17 protein-coding genes and 2 tRNA genes are annotated in these 19,439 nt (G+C 41.4%); 2 read left to right on the top strand and 17 right to left on the bottom strand.

Annotated features, from left to right (window positions below; translation table 11 throughout):
- Positions 1 to 775: 775 nt before the first annotated feature.
- From lysS to ACTHOQ_RS13625, 17 genes are all read right to left on the bottom strand, one after another.
- Entirely contained in the window at positions 776 to 2,278 is a 1,503-nt protein-coding gene (gene lysS / locus ACTHOQ_RS13545) for a lysine--tRNA ligase (RefSeq protein WP_440496682.1), read from the bottom strand.
- Between the two features lie 188 nt (positions 2,279 to 2,466).
- Positions 2,467 to 3,447 carry a tRNA dihydrouridine synthase DusB gene (gene dusB, locus ACTHOQ_RS13550; protein ID WP_440496730.1) on the bottom strand — a complete coding sequence of 327 codons (981 nt, stop codon included), beginning with the start codon at positions 3,445 to 3,447 and terminating at the stop codon, positions 2,467 to 2,469.
- Positions 3,448 to 3,513: 66 nt separating this feature from the next.
- The gene (locus tag ACTHOQ_RS13555) at positions 3,514 to 3,717 is read right to left on the bottom strand and encodes a helix-turn-helix domain-containing protein (RefSeq protein ID WP_440496683.1); all 204 of its coding nucleotides are present in this window, start codon (positions 3,715 to 3,717) and stop codon (positions 3,514 to 3,516) included.
- On the bottom strand, positions 3,669 to 4,190 hold the full coding sequence (gene folK / locus ACTHOQ_RS13560; RefSeq protein ID WP_440496684.1) for a 2-amino-4-hydroxy-6-hydroxymethyldihydropteridine diphosphokinase: 522 nt from the start codon (positions 4,188 to 4,190) through the stop codon (positions 3,669 to 3,671). The genes ACTHOQ_RS13555 and folK overlap by 49 nt, the downstream gene beginning before the upstream one ends.
- Positions 4,187 to 4,555 carry a dihydroneopterin aldolase gene (gene folB / locus ACTHOQ_RS13565; RefSeq protein ID WP_440496685.1) on the bottom strand — a complete coding sequence of 123 codons (369 nt, stop codon included), beginning with the start codon at positions 4,553 to 4,555 and terminating at the stop codon, positions 4,187 to 4,189. Before folB ends, folK begins: the two co-directional genes overlap by 4 nt.
- Positions 4,556 to 4,565: 10 nt before the next feature.
- Positions 4,566 to 5,426, bottom strand: a complete 861-nt coding sequence (folP, locus tag ACTHOQ_RS13570; protein WP_440496686.1) for a dihydropteroate synthase — start codon at positions 5,424 to 5,426, stop codon at positions 4,566 to 4,568.
- Positions 5,410 to 6,273, bottom strand: coding sequence for an aminodeoxychorismate lyase (gene pabC, locus ACTHOQ_RS13575; protein ID WP_440496687.1), 864 nt, complete (start codon positions 6,271 to 6,273; stop codon positions 5,410 to 5,412). Before pabC ends, folP begins: the two co-directional genes overlap by 17 nt.
- A 12-nt stretch (positions 6,274 to 6,285) precedes the next feature.
- Positions 6,286 to 6,855 carry an aminodeoxychorismate/anthranilate synthase component II gene (gene pabA, locus ACTHOQ_RS13580; protein WP_440496688.1) on the bottom strand — a complete coding sequence of 190 codons (570 nt, stop codon included), beginning with the start codon at positions 6,853 to 6,855 and terminating at the stop codon, positions 6,286 to 6,288.
- On the bottom strand, positions 6,852 to 8,261 hold the full coding sequence (locus ACTHOQ_RS13585; RefSeq protein ID WP_440496689.1) for an anthranilate synthase component I family protein: 1,410 nt from the start codon (positions 8,259 to 8,261) through the stop codon (positions 6,852 to 6,854). Before ACTHOQ_RS13585 ends, pabA begins: the two co-directional genes overlap by 4 nt.
- A gap of 195 nt (positions 8,262 to 8,456) precedes the next feature.
- Positions 8,457 to 9,392, bottom strand: coding sequence for a cysteine synthase A (cysK, locus tag ACTHOQ_RS13590; protein WP_440496690.1), 936 nt, complete (start codon positions 9,390 to 9,392; stop codon positions 8,457 to 8,459).
- Positions 9,393 to 9,634: 242 nt separating this feature from the next.
- Positions 9,635 to 10,600, bottom strand: coding sequence for a peptidyl-prolyl cis-trans isomerase (locus ACTHOQ_RS13595; protein WP_440496691.1), 966 nt, complete (start codon positions 10,598 to 10,600; stop codon positions 9,635 to 9,637).
- Positions 10,584 to 11,465 (bottom strand): Hsp33 family molecular chaperone HslO, encoded by an 882-nt coding sequence (gene hslO, locus ACTHOQ_RS13600; protein WP_440496692.1) that lies wholly within the window; start codon positions 11,463 to 11,465, stop codon positions 10,584 to 10,586. Before hslO ends, ACTHOQ_RS13595 begins: the two co-directional genes overlap by 17 nt.
- Before the next feature lie 17 nt (positions 11,466 to 11,482).
- On the bottom strand, positions 11,483 to 12,250 hold the full coding sequence (locus ACTHOQ_RS13605; protein ID WP_440496693.1) for a type III pantothenate kinase: 768 nt from the start codon (positions 12,248 to 12,250) through the stop codon (positions 11,483 to 11,485).
- 159 nt (positions 12,251 to 12,409) lie between these two features.
- Positions 12,410 to 14,446 (bottom strand): ATP-dependent zinc metalloprotease FtsH, encoded by a 2,037-nt coding sequence (ftsH, locus tag ACTHOQ_RS13610; protein ID WP_440496694.1) that lies wholly within the window; start codon positions 14,444 to 14,446, stop codon positions 12,410 to 12,412.
- 188 nt (positions 14,447 to 14,634) lie between these two features.
- Positions 14,635 to 15,177, bottom strand: coding sequence for a hypoxanthine phosphoribosyltransferase (gene hpt, locus ACTHOQ_RS13615; RefSeq protein WP_440496695.1), 543 nt, complete (start codon positions 15,175 to 15,177; stop codon positions 14,635 to 14,637).
- Positions 15,178 to 15,209: 32 nt separating this feature from the next.
- Complete coding sequence (tilS, locus tag ACTHOQ_RS13620) at positions 15,210 to 16,616, bottom strand: tRNA lysidine(34) synthetase TilS (RefSeq protein ID WP_440496696.1); 1,407 nt, start codon at positions 16,614 to 16,616, stop codon at positions 15,210 to 15,212.
- Between the two features lie 21 nt (positions 16,617 to 16,637).
- Entirely contained in the window at positions 16,638 to 18,992 is a 2,355-nt protein-coding gene (locus ACTHOQ_RS13625) for a SpoIIE family protein phosphatase (RefSeq protein ID WP_440496697.1), read from the bottom strand.
- A gap of 276 nt (positions 18,993 to 19,268) precedes the next feature.
- Here ACTHOQ_RS13625 and ACTHOQ_RS13630 point away from each other — a divergent pair.
- Both ACTHOQ_RS13630 and ACTHOQ_RS13635 read left to right on the top strand, forming a co-directional pair.
- Positions 19,269 to 19,345: transfer RNA gene (locus tag ACTHOQ_RS13630), tRNA-Met, on the top strand.
- Positions 19,346 to 19,352: 7 nt separating this feature from the next.
- A tRNA-Glu gene (locus tag ACTHOQ_RS13635) sits at positions 19,353 to 19,424 on the top strand.
- Positions 19,425 to 19,439: the final 15 nt, after the last annotated feature.

Raw genomic sequence — 19,439 nt, forward strand, 5'->3', positions numbered from 1 at the left:
GCCAGGATCAAACTCTCCATAAAAGTAGTTTGAAAGCTCATTTGCTTTGCTAGCGATCCAGCTTCATTAAAAGCTGATATCTATTGTTTGCTTCATTTAAGAAGCTTGTTTCATTAACGTTGCTTGTTCAGTTTTCAAGGTTCATTGCGCCGTCTCAAATGACAACTTTTATATCTTACCAATCCACACTCACAATGTCAACAACTTTTTTTGAAAAAGTTGTTTAGTTTGTTTTTGTTTGAATTTAGTAACTTTTATACTTTACCACTCTAAAGTTAAAAAGTAAAGAATTTTATTTAGTTAGCTTGTCGCGTTTTAGCGACAGGTAATAATATACCATCCCTAAAGTTATATAGCAATAGTTTTTTTATAAAATATATTATCTAATTTCGCACAGAACTTTCTCTATTATATTTAATAAACTCTTTAAACTTCCCGCATACAATTAATATATTCAGGACTCCCTTTACACAATATCACTTTAATATTTAAGTATAAAATAGATATAGAAGTTCTATTAGTTATTATACTTCCTTCATCTCACATAAGCGCATTTTTCGAAAAACGGCAAGTAGGTTGCCTGCCATATTTGTAAAAAAACAAAATTATATTCGAAATGCACAAATAGACTCTCAACACGTAACGACCAAAGCTACAATTGGCTATCGTCGATAAATAAACAAAATCGCAAAAAGAAAAGTAGGAATTTTTAAATTAGCCCTCCCTTTTAATACTAAAGAAGAGCCGTGCAAATATCGCACGGCTCTCAGAAAGGTTATTTCGTTGTATGACGCATTGTTGGGAATAATAGTACATCGCGAATAGACGGTGAATTTGTTAACAGCATAATTAAACGGTCAATACCAATACCTAAACCACCTGTTGGAGGCATACCGTATTCCAATGCTTCAATGAAGTCATTGTCCATTTCGTGCGCTTCGTCATTTCCTGCTTCTTTTTCCGCCATTTGGGCTTCAAAACGTTCGCGTTGATCGATCGGATCATTTAATTCAGTGAATGCGTTTGCGTGCTCACGGCGGACGATGAATAACTCAAAGCGATCCGTGAAGCGCGGGTCTTCAGGATTTTTCTTCGCTAATGGAGAAATCTCCACTGGATGACCTGTTACGAAAGTCGGCTGCACTAATGTTTCTTCTACTTTTTGCTCGAAGAATTCATTGATGATGTGACCTACTTCATGTGCATCTTTAATTTCCACACCGTGTTCAGCAGCGTGTTTACGTGCTTCTTCTACAGTCATCAGAGCCCAGAAGTCTACACCCGTCGCTTCTTTAACCGCATCTACCATGTGCACGCGTTTCCAGCCTACACCTAATTCGATTGTATCTTCACCATATTGCACAGATGTCGTGCCTAGAACTTCTCCGGCAACATGCGCAATTAAATTTTCCGTTAAATCCATAATATCGTTGTAGTCTGCATATGCTTCATATAATTCGATCATTGTGAATTCAGGGTTGTGACGCGTTGAAATCCCTTCGTTACGGAATACACGGCCAATTTCATATACTTTTTCCAGGCCGCCAACGATTAAACGTTTTAAATGCAACTCAATTGCAATACGCATGTATAATTCCATATCAAGCGCATTGTGGTGTGTGATGAAAGGACGAGCTGCAGCACCACCAGCGATTGTATGCAGCATTGGCGTTTCCACCTCTAAATAACCGTTGCTATCTAAGTAATTGCGGATTGCACGAATGATTTTTGAACGCTGGATGAATGTTGTTTTTGATTCATCGTTTGTCATTAAATCTACATAACGTTGACGGTAGCGTTGTTCTACATCTGTCAACCCGTGGAATTTGTCCGGTAATGGGCGCAATGCTTTCGTTAAGAATGTGAATTCGGTTGCCTTTACTGATAGCTCACCAACTTGTGTACGGAATACGTTTCCTTTTACCCCTACGATATCACCAAGATCCGCTTTGTTGAATAATTCGTAAGCTTCTTCGCCGATCGCATCTTTGCGTACATAAATTTGAATTTGCCCTGCCAAGTCCTGAATATGCGCAAATCCTGCTTTACCTTTACCGCGTTTTGTCATAATACGTCCGGCGATTGTAACTTCGCGTAGGTTTTCTTCCAATTGTTCTTTATCAAATTGCTCGTTATCTGCAATAACTTCGTTCGATAAATGTGTGCGTTCAAAACGGCTGCCGAATGGGTCCATACCGTTTTCGCGAATATCTGTCATCTTCTGGCGTCTCACCAAAAGTTGGTCGTTTAATTCTTCGATATTTGACACGTGTTTCACTCCTTAATGTTTTTGCGCTCCGAAACGGCACAATAGTCCATAATATTTCTATTGTACAGTATTTCTTTTTTTGATTCACCTGTTTCGAATTAATTTAAAATGTTCGATAATTCTGTCAAGTGACTTGTTTTATGACAATGAAAAAAGGCATCGTCAATTGATGCCTTCATTTCATGTGTATGCGATTTCTAGTTTGCATGTTGCGTTAGCACCGCTTCATTTTCTTCGTATTGTGCGATGACACCGGCAATTACGATGCGCAAATCCTGCTCTGTCTCCGCCAGATTAATCGCATTGCGGATGTTTCCATTGCCTCGAATTCCTTTTAAATACCACGAAGCGTGTTTTCGCATTTCACGCACAGCCACTTTTTCGCCCTTTAAAGCTTTCAGACGTTCAAAATGGAGCAGACACACTTCCATTTTTTCGCGAACAGATGGCTCCGGAATTAGTTCGCCCGATTCCAAATACTTCACTGTTTGATACATCATCCAAGGATTGCCCAATGCCGCACGACCAATCATTACTGCATCTGCATTTGTATGCTCTAACATGCGCTTTGCGTCTTCGGGTGTTTCAATATCGCCATTGGCAATGAACGGAATATGAATATTCTTCTTCACTTCCGCTAATACATCCCAGTTCGCTTTCCCTTCATACATTTGCACACGGGTACGGCCATGCATTGCAATTGCCGCGGCACCCGCACGCTCTGCTGCTTGGGCATTTTCTACAGCAAATACATGTTCATCATCCCATCCGATACGCATCTTCACTGAAACCGGCTTATCGACCGCATCAACAACAGCCGAAACCATTTCGTATATTTTGTTCGGATCGAGCAGCCATTTTGCACCGGCTTCACACTTGATAATTTTGTTTACGGGACAGCCCATATTAATATCGATAATGTCGGCATTTGTATGTTTGTCTACAAATTTAGCCGCCTCCACTAAATTCTCTTTGTCTCCCCCGAAAATCTGCAGTGTCATCGGATTTTCGCGTTCATCTATATATAGCATGTCCAGTGTTTTTTTATTGCGGATATTTAACGCTTTATCGCTGATCATTTCCGCATATACCAACCCTGCCCCAAACTCTTTCACCGTTAAGCGGAAAGCCGAGTTGCAAATCCCTGCCATCGGGGCAAGAACGACACGGTTGTCCATTACAATATCGCCAATTTGGAAAGGCTTTTGTTCGATGTTTGACACCTTTAGTCCCCCCACAGTAGGTTATTCACCTTTTAATTCTTGGATATCTATTTTTAATACATCCGCAATCGTTTGAAGCTGTTCGTCGGAGGGAATTTTTTCGCCTCGTTCAATACGCCCTAAAATTGTCACAGATATACCAATATGTTTTGCAAATTCGGTTTGCTGAATTCGCTTTAGCTTTCGAAAGGCACGAATTCTTCGACCGTAGCGATTTTCTTCCACAGCTTGACGCCTTCTTTCTCTATGTCGAGTGCTTGTAATGCTTCCAGCACACCTTCAAGCATAACATATTTTTGCGTCATAATCTCTTCAAGCGGTACCAACACGAAAGCACGCTCGTACATGCGAGGATGTGGAATGATTAGGCTTTCTGTTTCATATTTTTCGTTGTTGTACAGCAAAATATCCAAATCGATAATTCGAGGACCCCAACGGAATTCGCGTATACGGCCTAAATCATTTTCGACTTTTTGGCATTGTGCAAGCAGCTCAAGGGCATCAAGCTTTGTTTCCAGCGCTACGGCAATATTTAAAAAATCATCCTGCTCTGTATACCCGACCGCCGCTGTTTCATAAATGGAAGAAATAGCTGTAATGGCAATCTCATCTTGGGCAAGCAGCATGGATACCGCGTCCCGTAAATTTTGCTCGCGTTCGCCGATATTCGTACCGATCGATAAATATGCTTGCATCATATAAACTGGCCTCGCACAATCTCAACCGCAACTTCTTTGTAATGGCCGGGGATTGGAGGATCAGGCTTCACTACTTCGATACGGCATCCAAAAATTTGTCCTTCATATTGCGTTAAAATACGTGCAGCAATTGTTTCGGCGACGGCTTCAATCAGCTTGTATGGCTTACCTTCTATTATTTCTTTACAGATGTCATATATACCTACATAGCTTACCGTATTATCCAGCTCATCCGTTTCGCCTGCATGCTTTATATCAACCGCTAGCGAAACATTTGCACGAAAGCGTTGCCCCAGCACATTTTCCTCTTGCAGCACACCGTGATAGCCGAAAAACTGCATTTCTCTTAAATGAATATAATCCATTACAAACTCCTTAATGTCTCGGTGCCAATTCACCTTGTACTTTAAATTTCCCTATGAGGGCATCTATCATTTTTACCGTGCGTGCAACTTCCTTCACATCGTGCACACGCATCATATGACAGCCCTTTTGCACACCGAATGCACAAGTTGCCGCCGTTCCTTCAATGCGTTCTTCTACAGGCAAATCCAAAATCGAGCCAATCATGCGTTTGCGTGATGTTGCAAGCAACACTGGATACCCTAGCGCCACAAGCTCATCCAATCGCTGCATCGTTTCAATGCTTTCGTTCAAGTTTTTAACAAAGCCAATGCCTGGATCAAGGATAATATGCTCTTCCCGTACACCAGCCGCTTTTGCGATGGCGATGCTTTCCTGCATATCTTCCAAAAAATCCGCAAAGAAATTTTCGTAGTGATCGTCCTTTCGATTATGCATTAAAATAATCGGAGCATTTAGTTCTGCGGCGACTTTTGCAATTTCCGGGTCTGCCTTCGCCCCCCAAATATCGTTGATGATATGCGCGCCCGCTTCAATTGCCGCGCGTGCCACATTCGATTTATATGTATCAATCGAAATAATCGCGGGCACTTCTTTTATAAGCGCCTGAATAACCGGCACGACGCGGGCGATTTCTTCTTCATCAGGAATACGCGTATAGCCAGGGCGTGTGGATTCCCCGCCGACATCGATAATTTTCGCCCCATCCGCTACCATCTTCTTCGCCTGGGCAACCGCTTTTTCGACCGAATTAAACTTTCCGCCATCCGAAAAAGAATCTGGTGTCACATTTAAAATGCCCATAACGAATGTTTCTTTTTTAAAATCAAGTTCAATCCCATTTAATGTGAGCGATTTATAATTTTCCAGCATGTCGTTCTCCTAAATACATAACAATTTTTTGTAAATAAGCATTATGCAGCTTATTGTAAAGTCTGCCTTCACTACTAGCAAAACGGACTTTACCAATATTAGAAATCGGCACAAGCTCCTGAACAGCAGTTGTAATAAAGCATTCATCTGCCTGCTCTAGCTCCCATGTTAAAAAACTGCCTTCCCGTACAGGAATTTGAAGCTCCTTTGCCAGCCTAATCACTATTTCTCGTGTAATACCAGGTAAAATGCCTAATTTCGTAGAAGGCGTATACAGTATACCATCTTTTATCCAAAAAATATTTGATGTGATTCCTTCTGCAACGACACCGCGCTTATCCATAAAAAAGCCTTCTTGCGCAGCTAAACTGGACAGTTCAAGACGTGCCCTTACATTATTGCCGTAATGATGGCTTTTATAGCGTACTTGTTGTTCAGGGGTATTCCGCAACGTTTGCAGCCATACCGCCTCCTTTGCCGTACCCCGCACCAGTTTCGGCAGTTCTTTTCGGAACAATATAATAGTTGGCTCGGTATATTCCGACGGTGCGAGTCCAATCGGATGCACACCGGCGGATACATTTAAACGGAAATATCCTTCCTTCCCGTCCTGGGCATTTAACTTTTCAATGACTTCTTCCATATCATGGATCGTGTATGGGAAATGGATACGGTATTCTTTTAATGCTTCAATTAAACGATTGAAATGCTCGCGCAAATATACAGCCTTTCCTTCATATGTGCGAAACGTTTCGAAAAAACCAAGCCCATATAAAAATCCGTGATCGAACGGGGAAATTTTCATCTCCTGTTCCTCTATATACTGGCCATTCATCCAGCAAAGCATTGCCAATCCCTCCTAACAGTACGTTTCTATAAATGTCCGCAATAATTGCTTGCCATCCTCTGTCATAATAGACTCTGGATGATATTGAACCCCTTCAATCGGATATTGTTTATGACGCAGCCCCATAATTTCGCCTTCTTCCGTCCATGCCGTCACTTCCAGACAATCCGGCAATGTAGTTGGCTCCACTATTAGCGAGTGATAGCGTGTTGCCGCAAAAGGATTTGCGTTTTTTCTATGTAAACCAATTCCTTTGTGCAATACAGGGGATGTTTTTCCGTGCATTAAACGCTCGGCACGGACGACATCTCCGCCAAATACTTGCGCAATCGCTTGGTGCCCTAAGCACACCCCCAATATCGGAATCTTCCCTGCGAAATGTTCAATGATGCGAAGGCTTTCCCCTGCGTCATCCGGTGTACATGGACCTGGTGAAATGACAAGCATCATCGGTTGGAGCTGCTCGATTTCCTCTATCGTAATTTCATCATTGCGCTTCACGTTTAATTCATGACCGAATTCACCGAAATATTGCACTAAGTTATACGTGAATGAATCATAGTTGTCTATCATTAAAATCATTTGCCCACCTCTTCTGCCATCGCTTTTGCTTGCCACATCGCACGTGCTTTATTCATCGATTCGATATACTCGTTTTCCGGAATCGAATCAATGACAATGCCAGCACCGGCTTGAATGTATGCGAAACCATCTTGTATATACGCCGTGCGGATGACAATATTCAACTCCAAATCGCCAGTATAGCCAATCCAGCCGATCGATCCCGTATAAAGTCCGCGGCGCACAGGCTCCAGCTCTTCAATAATTTCCATTGTGCGAATTTTTGGCGCGCCGGTAATTGTGCCTCCCGGAAACATCGCCCGAATGACATCAGCATTTGTTTTTCCTTGGGCAATTTCTCCACGCACATTCGAGACGATATGCATAACATGCGAATAATGTTCAATGACCATAAACTCATTCACCTCTACCGTCCCGTACTTGCTTACCCGCCCTAAATCATTGCGCTCTAAATCAACAAGCATTACATGTTCCGCCCGTTCCTTTTCATGCTGAATAAGTTCGTTCGCCAATGCTGAATCTTGTTCTTTTGATTTCCCGCGCGGACGTGTTCCTGCAATTGGTCTTGTCGATAGCTCATCGCCTTTGCGCTTTATGAGCAATTCCGGAGAGCCGCTTACAACCGCAAATTGCTCACTTTCGATGTAAGCCATATACGGGGAAGGGTTAAACGAACGGACTGCCTCATACACCATAATAGGGGATGTCGATAGTTTTTTCGCTTGGCGCACAGACAAATTCACTTGGAACACATCCCCTTGTGCGATATAGTGCTGAATTTTGCGTACTGCGGCTTCGAATGCCTCCGCACGAAACGAAACTTGCAGCTCTGCTTCATCTTGCTCGATATTTTTTGCTGCTTCCTTGTTGAAATGACGGTTTTCCAGCCCTGTTTTAGCCTGAGTTTGCCAGTCGTTTTGCCATGCTTGCAAATCGACTTCACATGTCGGAAATTTCATCAATGTTACTTCATCTGTTTCGACATTATGGACAGCCCAATGGTCGAATAAATAAAAGTAAATATCGGGCACCTGCAGATCGTCCTTAGCTGCAGCAGGGAGCAGTTCAATCGTGCGCGCATAATCATAGGAAATAAACCCGATTGCGCCCCCTTGGAAATCCGGCAAATGGGGAATTGCTTTAAGCTCATATCGGGCGATTACTTCTTCCAATTGTGCAAGTGCCTCCCCTTTTTTTAGTTCGACTTCTCCATTGCTCCACGCAATTTCAAGTCCTTGCTCAACTGATTTAGCTGCGGCAATTGGCTCCCATGCCGCAATCGTATAATGCCCACCGCGGCCGCTTTCCAAAAATATGCGCTGTCTTTCATTTGCTGTCTGCTCCTGAAAGCTATAAAAAAACTCGTCTTTTGTCATTTGAAATGTATGGTATTGTAGTTGTTGCATCGATTTACACCTGCTTTATTCTTTTTCTTAATTAAACTCGAAAACGCTGTAAAAATCCATTTTTAACTTAAAAGAACACAGGAAAAAAGCTATTTTACAAGTTACATCCGTAAAATAGCTTTATAAAACAATTTAGCTTCTTTCAGCAAACCTTTTACCCTGAAAGCATAGCAACAGATGCAAAGGCATAATTGTTTAGTCTTCAAATTGGTATAAAGGTGTTGATAGGTAGCGTTCACCGTTTGAAGGGATAATCGCCAATACGTTTTTGCCTTTCCCTAAACGTTTTGCTGTTTCAATGGCTGCGTAAATTGCGGCACCAGAGGAAATCCCAGCTAAAATTCCTTCCTCGCGTGCCACTTTACGTGCATATTCGAAAGAGATTTCGTTCTCCACTGGAAATACCGAATTATATATTTCTGTATTTAACACATCTGGAACGAAGCCTGCACCAATGCCTTGAATTTTATGAGGGCCAGGGTTTCCGCCTGAAAGAACCGGTGAATCTTTTGGTTCTACCGCGATGATTTCAATTTCCGGGAATTTGTCTTTTAATACTTCCCCTGCACCTGTAATCGTCCCGCCTGTACCTACACCTGCAATAAATGCATCTAATTGTAAGCCTTCTTGTTCAAATGCTTCAACGATTTCCGGACCTGTCGTTAATCTGTGAATTTCTGCGTTCGCTTCATTTTTAAATTGCTGTGGCAGGAAATAGCCCTCTGATTTTGATAGTTCTTCCGCCTTTGCAATTGCGCCTTTCATACCTTCCGGGCCAGGTGTCAGCACTAGCTCCGCACCATAAGCACGTAAAAGATTGCGTCGCTCCAACGACATTGTTTCAGGCATTACTAAAATCGCTTTATAGCCTTTTGCCGCTGCGATCATCGCAAGACCAATACCCGTGTTCCCTGATGTAGGCTCGATAATTGTACCACCCGGCTTCAATGTGCCGTCTTTTTCAGCAGCCTCGATCATCGCTAAAGCTAATCGGTCTTTTACTGATGAACCAGGATTGAAGTATTCCAATTTCACATAAACGTTACCATCATTTTCACCTGTCGCGTTGTTTAACTTTACGATTGGTGTGCGACCTACTAAATCCGCCACTGAATTTGCCAATTTACTCATCTTATCCATCCCTCTCAATTCCTACTAACTCAATAGGTTTTACTTAATTCGTATAATATCAATTTTTACTACTACTTGTCAATTGCTTACATCAATATTTTTATAAAATTTTCTGACTATTCGACCGCAACTTTTCTGCTCCACTTAAAAAATGGTTGCATCAGAAGCAAAACTCCTCATACAACCATGGAAATTTGGTCAATTTTCGCTTTTGCGATTATCACAATTAACCGTGCCCAATACTATTTTTCCTTTTTTGTCTCCCCATAGATCCACTTGGCATTAAATTCTGCCCAAAAGGCTTCAGGTGTAATCGAAGGCGGGAGCTGCTCCAGGGCCAGCTGACGCTTTACATACTCAGCTACTTCATCATAACTGAACGATTGACCTTCCACTATTTCAGCTACCATAGCAATCGCATAGCGCCCATCACTTAATACGAAGGGCTTTGATGTTTCTTTTTCTTTCAACTTTTGAACTTCCGACAATATGGAAGAATCAAGTGTTGATTGACTTGACGTTATGAAGCCAATATCGCCTCCTAAGCTTGCGGATGCCGTATCCAAAGAATGCTCGCGTGCCAAAACAGCAAAGTCAGAGCCATTTTTCAGTTCCTTTTCCACCCGTTCTGCATCCTCTTTCGAATTAACGATGATCATGCTAGTACGATAAGTCGTCGGAATATTATAAAGTGATTTGTTTTCCTCGTAATACTTCGTCGCCTCTTCATCTACTACAACGACGTCATTTGTCAACACTTTATCCAAAATGAGCTGAGCACGCACTTTTTGACGCAGCTGCTCTGGTGATAGGCTATGTAGGGATGTGTCATTTGTATCTTGAGCCGAGCGTAATAAGGCGATTTCCAAATCAACTTCTTCCTCTTTTACGTCGATTTTATATTTCTTCGCGGCTTTTTCCATAACTGCTTCATTTACTAGCCCTTGCAATGTTTCTTTTCCGTAACGGCTTTCCATTGCAGCGAGCCATTGCTGGCTTGTAATAGGGTCTCCCTCGACGGTAGCCAACTCTTCGCTACCGTCTTTTGATGAGGTCTCATCAGATGGGAGTAACCATAATACAAACCAAAATAAATTTCCGATTAACAAAATAAGCAGCAGCAGCAACGTTGGTTTCGTTTTTAAGCGTCTTTGTGTGTACGGTAAATTATTTTGGGGTGTTTGGTGTAAATTACGATTGGATTTCATTCACAAAGCCTTCAAGCTCGTTTTTGTCGAAGTGATATGTTTCCAAACAGAAGTGGCATTGCGCCTCTGCTTCCCCATCTTCGTCAATCATTTCCTGAATTTCCTGTACACCTAAACCGATAATCGCCGCACCGAAACGCTCTTTTGAACACTGACATTGAAACTGGACAGGCATTGATGAAAGAATTTGAACATTTCCTTCTCCTAATACCGCCTCCAAAATTTGCTCAGGTGAATACCCTTTTTCAATCATTTTTGATACAGGCTCAATGGATGACAGACGTTTTTCGATTACATCAATTGTTTCTTCGTCACAGCCTGGCATTAACTGGATAATGAAACCACCCGCAGCTAAAATTGTATTATCCGGATTTACTAGCACACCTAAGCCTACTGATGATGCGACTTGTTCGGATGTTGCGAAATAATATGTGAAATCTTCCGCAATTTCCCCTGAAACAATCGGTGTTTGACCTGAAAACATATCACGCAAACCTAAGTCTTTCACGACTGTTAGTGCCCCCTCTGTCCCTACACCAGCACGGACATCCAGTTTGCCCTGATCGTTCAACTCAAAATGTACATGCGGATTTGTAACAAAGCCTCGTACATCCCCCTTTGCATCTGCATCGATCACCATTGGACCGATTGGACCGTTTCCTTCAATTTTTACGGTAATTTTTTCTTCCCCTTTTAACATTGCACCCATCATTACTGATGCCGTCATAGATCGACCTAAAGCAGCAGATACGATTGGCCATGTATTATGGCGGCGTTGTGCTTCTCCTACAGTTTCTGTTGTTTTTGTTGCGAATGCGCGCACTTGCCCGTCAAACGCGATAGCTCTTACTAAGTAGTCTTTCATGGTGAAATTCCTCTTTTCTACTGGTTTCTTTTATAAATAGTCGCAAGGCCTTTTAATGTAAGAAATGGATCGACAATATCAATCATTTGTGTTTCATTGGCGATTAAATTTGCAAGCCCGCCTGTTGCAATGACGAGCGGCTCTTCTTTACTTTGTGCTTTCATACGGCTTACGATTCCTTCTACTTGTCCGAGGAAGCCATAAAAAACGCCTGCTTGCATAGCAGCAACAGTATTCTTCCCGACAATTTGCGAAACCCGCGCAATTTCAAAACGCGGTAATTTTGCTGCACGTGTATACAGCGCTTCTGTTGAAATCGCTATACCCGGTGCAATGGCGCCTCCTAAATAATCGCCGCGCTCATTTATATAGCAATACGTAATTGCTGTCCCGAAATCGATGATGATTAATGGCTTGCCCCCATATTGCTGTATTGCTGCCACTGCATTGACAATACGGTCTGCCCCTACTTCACGGGGATTTTCATACTTTATGTTCAAGCCTGTTTTTACACCTGGCCCTACGATTAAAGGCTGTATATTGAAATATTTTTTGCACATTAATTCAAGCGCAAACATTATAGGTGGCACAACTGAGGATATAATAATCCCTTTCACTTGTTCAAATGAAATGCCTTCTTGTGCAAAAAAGGCTTTAAATTGCATCGCATATTCATCTTCTGTTTTCCGTATATTCGTTTCTGTTCGCCAATGATGCATAAGCTTATCATTATGATAGATCCCTAAAATAATATTCGAGTTTCCCGCATTCATCACTAAAATCACAAGGGACACCTACTTTTCATGTTCTGAAAAAAATCATACCATATTTGGGCACTTCCTATATAGTATTCACTATTTTCCATTATCAGCTCAGGAATGGAAACTTTCAGATGAAAAAACTGGCTACCCCCTTTTATTTAGGAGTAGCCAGTTGTTCATGCATTATTTTGGACGGTCTTCATCAATGCCTTGCGGGCGGTCGACTGGAGCATCTTTAGGCAGATCTTCTACTGTCGGTGATGTTATCTCGCCCTGTACCTCTTCATTAATTGAGGCATTACCAGCCTTTTCAAGTGTTGGCATTGCTTCTTTTTGTTCTGTTTGAGGCACTGATTCAACTACCGCTTCTTCAGGAGGCAATGTACCATGGTCGCGTAAATGTTCGATTTCCTGTGCATTTAACGTTTCTTTTTTAATTAGCGTATTTGCAATTAAATCGAGTAAATCACGACGCTCTGTTAAAATACGTTTCGTACGAGCATATTGCTCATCGACGATACGCTGAACTTCTTTGTCAATTTCATATGCTACTGTATCTGAATAGTTTTGATCTGAACCGAAGTCACGACCTAAGAATGGATTGCCGCCTTGGTTTGAGCCGTATTGAACAGCTCCTAAACTATTGCTCATCCCATACTCCGTTACCATCGCACGTGCAATGCTCGTCACTTTCTGGAAGTCATTATGAGCACCTGTCAAAACTTCGCCAAGTACGATTTCTTCCGCAACACGTCCACCTAATAGCCCAGCGATACGGTCAAGCAGCTCTTGCTTTGTCGTGAAGAAACGCTCTTCTTTCGGCAACATAATCGCATAGCCACCCGCTTGACCGCGCGGCACGATTGTTACTTTATGAACAGTATCTGCTTCATCCAATTCTAGACCGACAACTACGTGACCAGCTTCATGGAATGCCACAAGCTTTTTCTCTTTTGGAGAATATACACGGCTTGCTTTTGCAGGACCAGCAATAACGCGGTCAGATGCCTCATCAATATCTGCCATGTTGATTGTCTTTTTGTTTTTACGGGCTGCTACTAGGGCAGCTTCATTTAGCAAGTTTTCTAAATCTGCACCTGAGAATCCCGGAGTACGTTGAGCAACGGCACCTAAATCAACTGTATCTGATAATGGCTTATTGCGTGCATGTACTTTTAGGATTGCTTCACGGCCTTTTACGTCTGGGTGACCAACCGTAATTTGGCGGTCAAAACGACCAGGGCGCAGAAGCGCTTTATCTAGGATGTCTGGACGGTTTGTTGCGGCAATAATAATAATTCCCTCGTTAGCGCCGAAACCATCCATTTCAACTAATAATTGGTTTAATGTTTGTTCACGCTCATCGTGGCCGCCGCCAAGTCCTGCACCACGTTGACGACCTACTGCATCAATCTCATCAATGAAAATGATACATGGCGCATTTTTCTTCGCGTTTTCGAACAAGTCACGAACGCGGGATGCACCGACACCGACGAACATTTCCACGAAGTCAGAACCTGAAATCGAGAAGAATGGTACGCCCGCTTCACCAGCAACAGCACGCGCAAGCAATGTTTTACCTGTACCTGGAGGACCTACAAGCAGGATACCTTTAGGAATACGTGCACCGATATCGGTGAATTTACGGTGATCTTTTAAGAAATCTACTACTTCAACAAGCTCTTGCTTCTCTTCGTCAGCACCTGCCACGTCATTGAAGCGAACTTTCTTCTTTTGGTCATCATAAAGCTTAGCCTTCGATTTTCCAAAGTTCATCACCTTATTGCCGCCGCCTTGAGATTGGCTTAATAAGAAGAAGAACAAAATAATAATGATGACAAATGGAATGATGCTCGTAAGGAATGTTACGAATCCACTTGTTTGCGGCTGTTCTTCAATTTCCACTCCCGGGTATTCGCCGTTTGCAACTTGCTCTTCAATTTGCAAAATGCGGTCCACAGAAGTTTGGTCATTTTGTAGAACGTTTACTGTGAAAGTTTCACCATCTGCGGCATCTTTCAGCTGACCAGTAATTTTATACACGCCTCGCTCTGGCTGTATCTTGATAGAGGCAACCTCATTGCTTTCTAAAGCCTCGAAAAATGCGTGATAATCTAGATTTTCAGTTGTCTTTTTTCCACCATTAAATGTTCCAAAAATCCCGATAATTACGAGAAAAATTAGTAAATAAAATATGGTGTATCGAAATATTCGATTCATCCCCAGCCTCCTCACAACGTTACAGAAAAACTATAAGTAAAATCTTAACATACGTTGAAATTTTCATACAATGAAAAGCACCCTACATTTTAAATGTTCGAACGAATTATGACAAAATCCGCTCAATTATCAATTATACATTGGCAAAATCCGTAATTGTGCAACTGTTTTCATTCACGGATTAGAAGTTAAAATGAGTATACTTCACGTTTCAAAATTCCGATGTATGGCAAGTTACGGTATTTTTCTGCATAATCTAAGCCATAGCCTACTACAAAACCGTCGGGCACTTCGAAGCCAACGATATCTGCTTCTAAATTTACTTTACGACCAGATGGCTTGTCTAATAATGTAATAATTTTAATCGATTTTGCTTTGCGGTATTTAAACAAATCAACTAAATAGCTTAATGTTAAGCCGCTGTCGATAATATCCTCAATAATAATGACGTCGCGGCCTTCCACACTCGTGTTTAAATCTTTGACGATTTTTACTTCCCCTGAGGATACAGTTGCATTCCCATAGGAAGTAACATCCATGAAGTCCAATTCCACATAAGAATCAAAACGCTTCATTAAATCCGTCATGAACGGCATTGCACCTTTTAATACCCCAATCGCCAACGGGAACAGATCTTTATATTCTTCCGTCAACTCGGCACCAAGTTCTTTAATGCGTTCTTGAATTTGTTCTTCTGTAATCATAATTTTTTCGATATCATTTTGAATCATGAGTAGATTCCTCCTTTGATTGTTTAAACTTTCTAAAAACGTTCATCGCTGTCGACAAGAAGCACCATTTGATGCATTGCCGATTTTACGTTAGAAAATTTATTGTTTACGCGCACAGCTAATATCGCTAAAAGCTCGTCATTAGCATCCACCAACAACGGCCAGCCAGCTCTTTTTATGAAAGGAATCTTGTCATCAATAAAAATGCGAGATACTTTTTTCTGATGCTGCATACCCTGGAGCGAAATGCGGTCTCCTTGTTTTGGAGTTCTTAAAAATAACGGAAACGATATGGTTGATGCCTCGAAAAAATGCGGTTGATGCTTTTGCAATAGCGCATCATCACATAGTGCAATCTCCCCAATATAAATGCGCATCGTCCCAAACACACACCACTCATTCAAAGCGATTTGTTGCTTTGTCGTTAAAAAGCTTTTCTTTTTAAATTCAAATACAACTTCATCATATTGTCGCCGCGCAATAAAATTCTCAGGTAAATCAAGTGAACGACTTCCTTCTGACGTTTCAAATAATGTCAAAATCGCCGTACAAAGTGCATAGCTTTGAATCGTATTCGAATCGTTATAAATATAATTTAATAGTATTAAAATGAGCCTTCTTTGTAAAGCAAGTGGCTCTTTTTGCAAGGCGGAAACATTCACTTTATAACAATTTTTGTCGACTTTATTAAAAAGCTCTGAAAAACGCGCTTCCGCAAGCCCCATTAAATAGGAGTCATCTTCTATAAGTTGCTGTGCAATGTGGACTGCATGTTGGGAAACGAGAGGATTTTCTTCTTTTAGCATTGGTACGACATAATGACGGAAACGATTGCGGGTATAGTCATTTTTCGCATTGCTTGGATCTTCACGATACAAAAGTTCTCCACTATGTAAATATTCCCCAATTTCGTATTTTGTAACCGTTAAAAAAGGGCGAATGACCGTATATTGATGAAAATTCCGAGCGGGTAAAATGCCTTTTAACCCGTTTAATGAGCTTGCCTTCGTCAGTGCCATCAACATTGATTCAAGCTGGTCATCTGCATGATGTGCAGTTACTAATTTCGTCAATTGGTTTGTGTTCATTACGTTATGGAAAAAGTGATAGCGTTCATTGCGGCAAATCGCTTGAATATTTCCTCCCTCTCTTTGCTGGATTTCTGCAATCGGGATGGCACAGCTATAGACTGGGATTCCCCAAGATCTGCAAGTTTGTTCAACAAATTGGCGATCCATAGCGGATTGCTCGCCGCGCAGCATATGGTCGACATGCGCTACAGCGAGCTCAATTTTCAAGTAGTGCCGAAACTGATAAAAAAAAGAAAGAAGCGCCATCGAATCGACGCCTCCCGAACAAGCAATCAATAGTTTGTCGCCGCTTTTAATAAGCTGTTGCTCTTTTATATATGCTAATACACGATGCTCTAAAATGTGCATTTCCTCACCTCATATTACACTTCAATGTTTCATTGTTGGCCGAAATACTTGCCATGGCTTTGTTACGTGCTGCAAACGGAAGAGCATCACTGTGCAATCGTCTGCAATTGGGTACATTTGTTTGAATTGTGTCATTACATCAAATAAAACGACTTGGATAGAGGCTCCTTTATCCAGCCCTTGCCTAATTAAACGGATAATCAGTTGTTCCTGTGCATCCCATTGTGCAGACGATGAAAATAGTCCATCAGATATCATTAAAATAACGTCCTCCGATAATAATGGAATCATTTCTGTATCGATTGCAAAATTAGGCAAAAACCCAATTGGGGCACTTGTACTTTCTATTTTGAATAAATCAGGTCCCCTCAATACATATGTTGTCATTCCCCCCGCTTTCCAGCACCATAAATGACCGAATTGCAGATCGACAAGGGCAAAATCCATCGTTGCATACATATCCGAATCATTTTTTAATGACATGACATAGTGCATTGTGTGCATTGCCGTTTCAGGATCCATATTATACGTTATACAATCTTGCATCATTTGAATTAAGCGTTCACTTTCTTCATGGGCCCTAATATTCGTTCCCATCCCATCCGATAGCATGATTGCCATTAAGCCTGGGTGTATCGGGAACACACGGTAGGAATCCCCCGAAATCGTATGGTGTGCATGTGAATACGTATATATATCATACTCCAATTGATAGCGGATTGCAGAGCGAAACTTTATTTGCCGATAAAAAATAGGCGATTGTTGTTCATAAATTTGTTCGCCTGTCAGAGGCTCATGAAACAGCTCAAACAACTGTTGTTCTAAATGGTGAATAACGACATGTGCTTCACGATGATCAGCTACATAACAAATAAACTCCCGATTCCCTATTTCCGTTTTTATCCATTGAATGTGCAAGCAATGAATATCACGCTCTCTTAAATATTGCTGGGTTTCAACGTCAATTTCCGATGTACCGATTTCCAGCTGATGACTGCTTAACAGTTTCTCAAAATGACTGCTTAAATCACGAAGCTGTAATGCAATCATTTTTTTCCCATGATAAAATTCCCGTTCCATATGCTCCTTGTTTAAAGCCGATTCCAGCTCTTCCAACAATTTCGAGGATTTAATGCACTTCCCTTTTATTTGTTCTTCGACACGAATCCATCCGACAGGTTTCGGACTTCTTTTTGCCAACCGCCATGCATCGATTATTTCTTCCATTTCCCGATTTTGCCCCCAGCACTGTTCGTAGCGAAAACAGCTTGAACATATTACAAACGGCTCTACATTTACTTTGTTTTTCGCCACTTGTTGAGTAAATCGTTCAAATACAAGCTCCTTCATAAAGGACACAAATTGCTGAAACTGTTTTAATTGAACTTCCACCACTTCATTGCGATTTACTTGCACGATGCTGACCGTATGCTGGTTATAATACATCTGACAATAGGAAAGCACCTTTTTCGGTATTAATAGAAAACCGATTGCCCCTGTCAGCATGGACAGAAAGTAAACACTATCTATTGGCAATGTTGCATCATAAAAAAAGAAAAATACACTTGGCAGCAAACTGAAAAGCGCGACCATATAACGTCCCTGATTTTGCACAAATGCCGTAACCAGCCCTGTACATGCATATAAAATCATCATTCCTGTAAATGACAAATTGGCTAAGCCGATGAAAAAGCCGAGCGAGAGCGAAAAAATTACCGTAGCGCCAACCGTCGATGTATAGGCAATAAGACAAATAAGCAGGTGAAGCACAATGAGCGGCAATGAAAAATATAAAATAGTAAAGTTTTGCATTCCGATGATTATGCCGGCCAGCACGACGATGATTGCTGTTATTTTTTCCCGTGTCCATTCAAAGTGCCCCATCCCATCGCTTGGCGAGCTGAGAAGACGCATGAAAAACAACATGGAAACAGCAAAAAAACATTCATAAACAATATAAAATAAAATCATGACAGACGGCATTCCACTATGCAATGCCAATTGCCATATCAATTGGACGCCAACAATACAAATAGCCAATAAGATATAAGGTGACAGCTTCACATACTTAAACCTTATGAGACATTCCATGAAAAGGAGCTGCACTAAAACAAGAGCGCCTTGACCAAAGCCGAGAAAGAAGGTTCCGATTATCCCGCCTAGTAACGCACTTTTTTGAAAGGAGGCGAACCGTGTTCGAATTATAAGCCAAAATGGAAGAAATAACGGAGCAACCGCTTCAAAAAATACAGCTTGGGCAAAGCAGAGCGCTATAAACATAACGGCACTTGCTATAATTAGTTTGGATTTTTCTTTATATAATAATAGGCTTAAATTCAATGATTGAAACTCGTTTTGATTATTCAACGTTACCATTTTACTATCACCTTTTCTTTTTGACGTTATTATATAAAGAAAGAAAAGTGAATTTTGTCTGTTTGTAGTACGATTTCATAAAAAGTGTTCGACGGATTTTTTATGGCATTATTCCGATTAGGCCATATTTTATTTTAGGCAAATGACAGTTAAAAAGCGGAAATATTCGAATTTCCAACATAACTGATAATAGTAATAAACTTTTGCGAAAAGAAGTTGAAAATAGTGTTGACACTTGTTATACGGCGATGTATTATTAATTCTGTTGTTAAATTTGGCGGTGTAGCTCAGTTGGCTAGAGCACTCGGTTCATACCCGAAAGGTCGTGGGTTCGACTCCCTCTGCCGCCACCATATTTTTGGCCCGTTGGTCAAGTGGTTAAGACACCGCCCTTTCACGGCGGTAACACGGGTTCGAATCCCGTACGGGTCATCCAAAAAGCCGTTT

The sequence above is a fragment of the Solibacillus silvestris genome (genome assembly GCF_051967575.1).
Lineage (GTDB): Bacteria > Bacillota > Bacilli > Bacillales_A > Planococcaceae > Solibacillus > Solibacillus silvestris_B.

Excerpts from the sequence above, each read along its gene's own strand:
- tilS (WP_440496696.1), bottom strand. The coding sequence starts at position 16,616 with ATGCACATTTTAGAGCATCGTGTATTAGCATATATAAAAGAGCAACAG.
- ftsH (WP_440496694.1), bottom strand. The coding sequence starts at position 14,446 with ATGAATCGAATATTTCGATACACCATATTTTATTTACTAATTTTTCTC.
- ACTHOQ_RS13585 (WP_440496689.1), bottom strand. The coding sequence starts at position 8,261 with ATGCAACAACTACAATACCATACATTTCAAATGACAAAAGACGAGTTT.
- folK (WP_440496684.1), bottom strand. The coding sequence starts at position 4,190 with ATGATGCAAGCATATTTATCGATCGGTACGAATATCGGCGAACGCGAG.
- folP (WP_440496686.1), bottom strand. The coding sequence starts at position 5,426 with ATGCTGGAAAATTATAAATCGCTCACATTAAATGGGATTGAACTTGAT.
- ACTHOQ_RS13595 (WP_440496691.1), bottom strand. The coding sequence starts at position 10,600 with ATGAAATCCAATCGTAATTTACACCAAACACCCCAAAATAATTTACCG.
- hpt (WP_440496695.1), bottom strand. The coding sequence starts at position 15,177 with ATGATTCAAAATGATATCGAAAAAATTATGATTACAGAAGAACAAATT.
- dusB (WP_440496730.1), bottom strand. The coding sequence starts at position 3,447 with ATGGACAACCGTGTCGTTCTTGCCCCGATGGCAGGGATTTGCAACTCG.
- ACTHOQ_RS13625 (WP_440496697.1), bottom strand. The coding sequence starts at position 18,992 with ATGGTAACGTTGAATAATCAAAACGAGTTTCAATCATTGAATTTAAGC.
- pabC (WP_440496687.1), bottom strand. The coding sequence starts at position 6,273 with ATGCTTTGCTGGATGAATGGCCAGTATATAGAGGAACAGGAGATGAAA.
- hslO (WP_440496692.1), bottom strand. The coding sequence starts at position 11,465 with ATGAAAGACTACTTAGTAAGAGCTATCGCGTTTGACGGGCAAGTGCGC.
- cysK (WP_440496690.1), bottom strand. The coding sequence starts at position 9,392 with ATGAGTAAATTGGCAAATTCAGTGGCGGATTTAGTAGGTCGCACACCA.
- pabA (WP_440496688.1), bottom strand. The coding sequence starts at position 6,855 with ATGATTTTAATGATAGACAACTATGATTCATTCACGTATAACTTAGTG.
- folB (WP_440496685.1), bottom strand. The coding sequence starts at position 4,555 with ATGGATTATATTCATTTAAGAGAAATGCAGTTTTTCGGCTATCACGGT.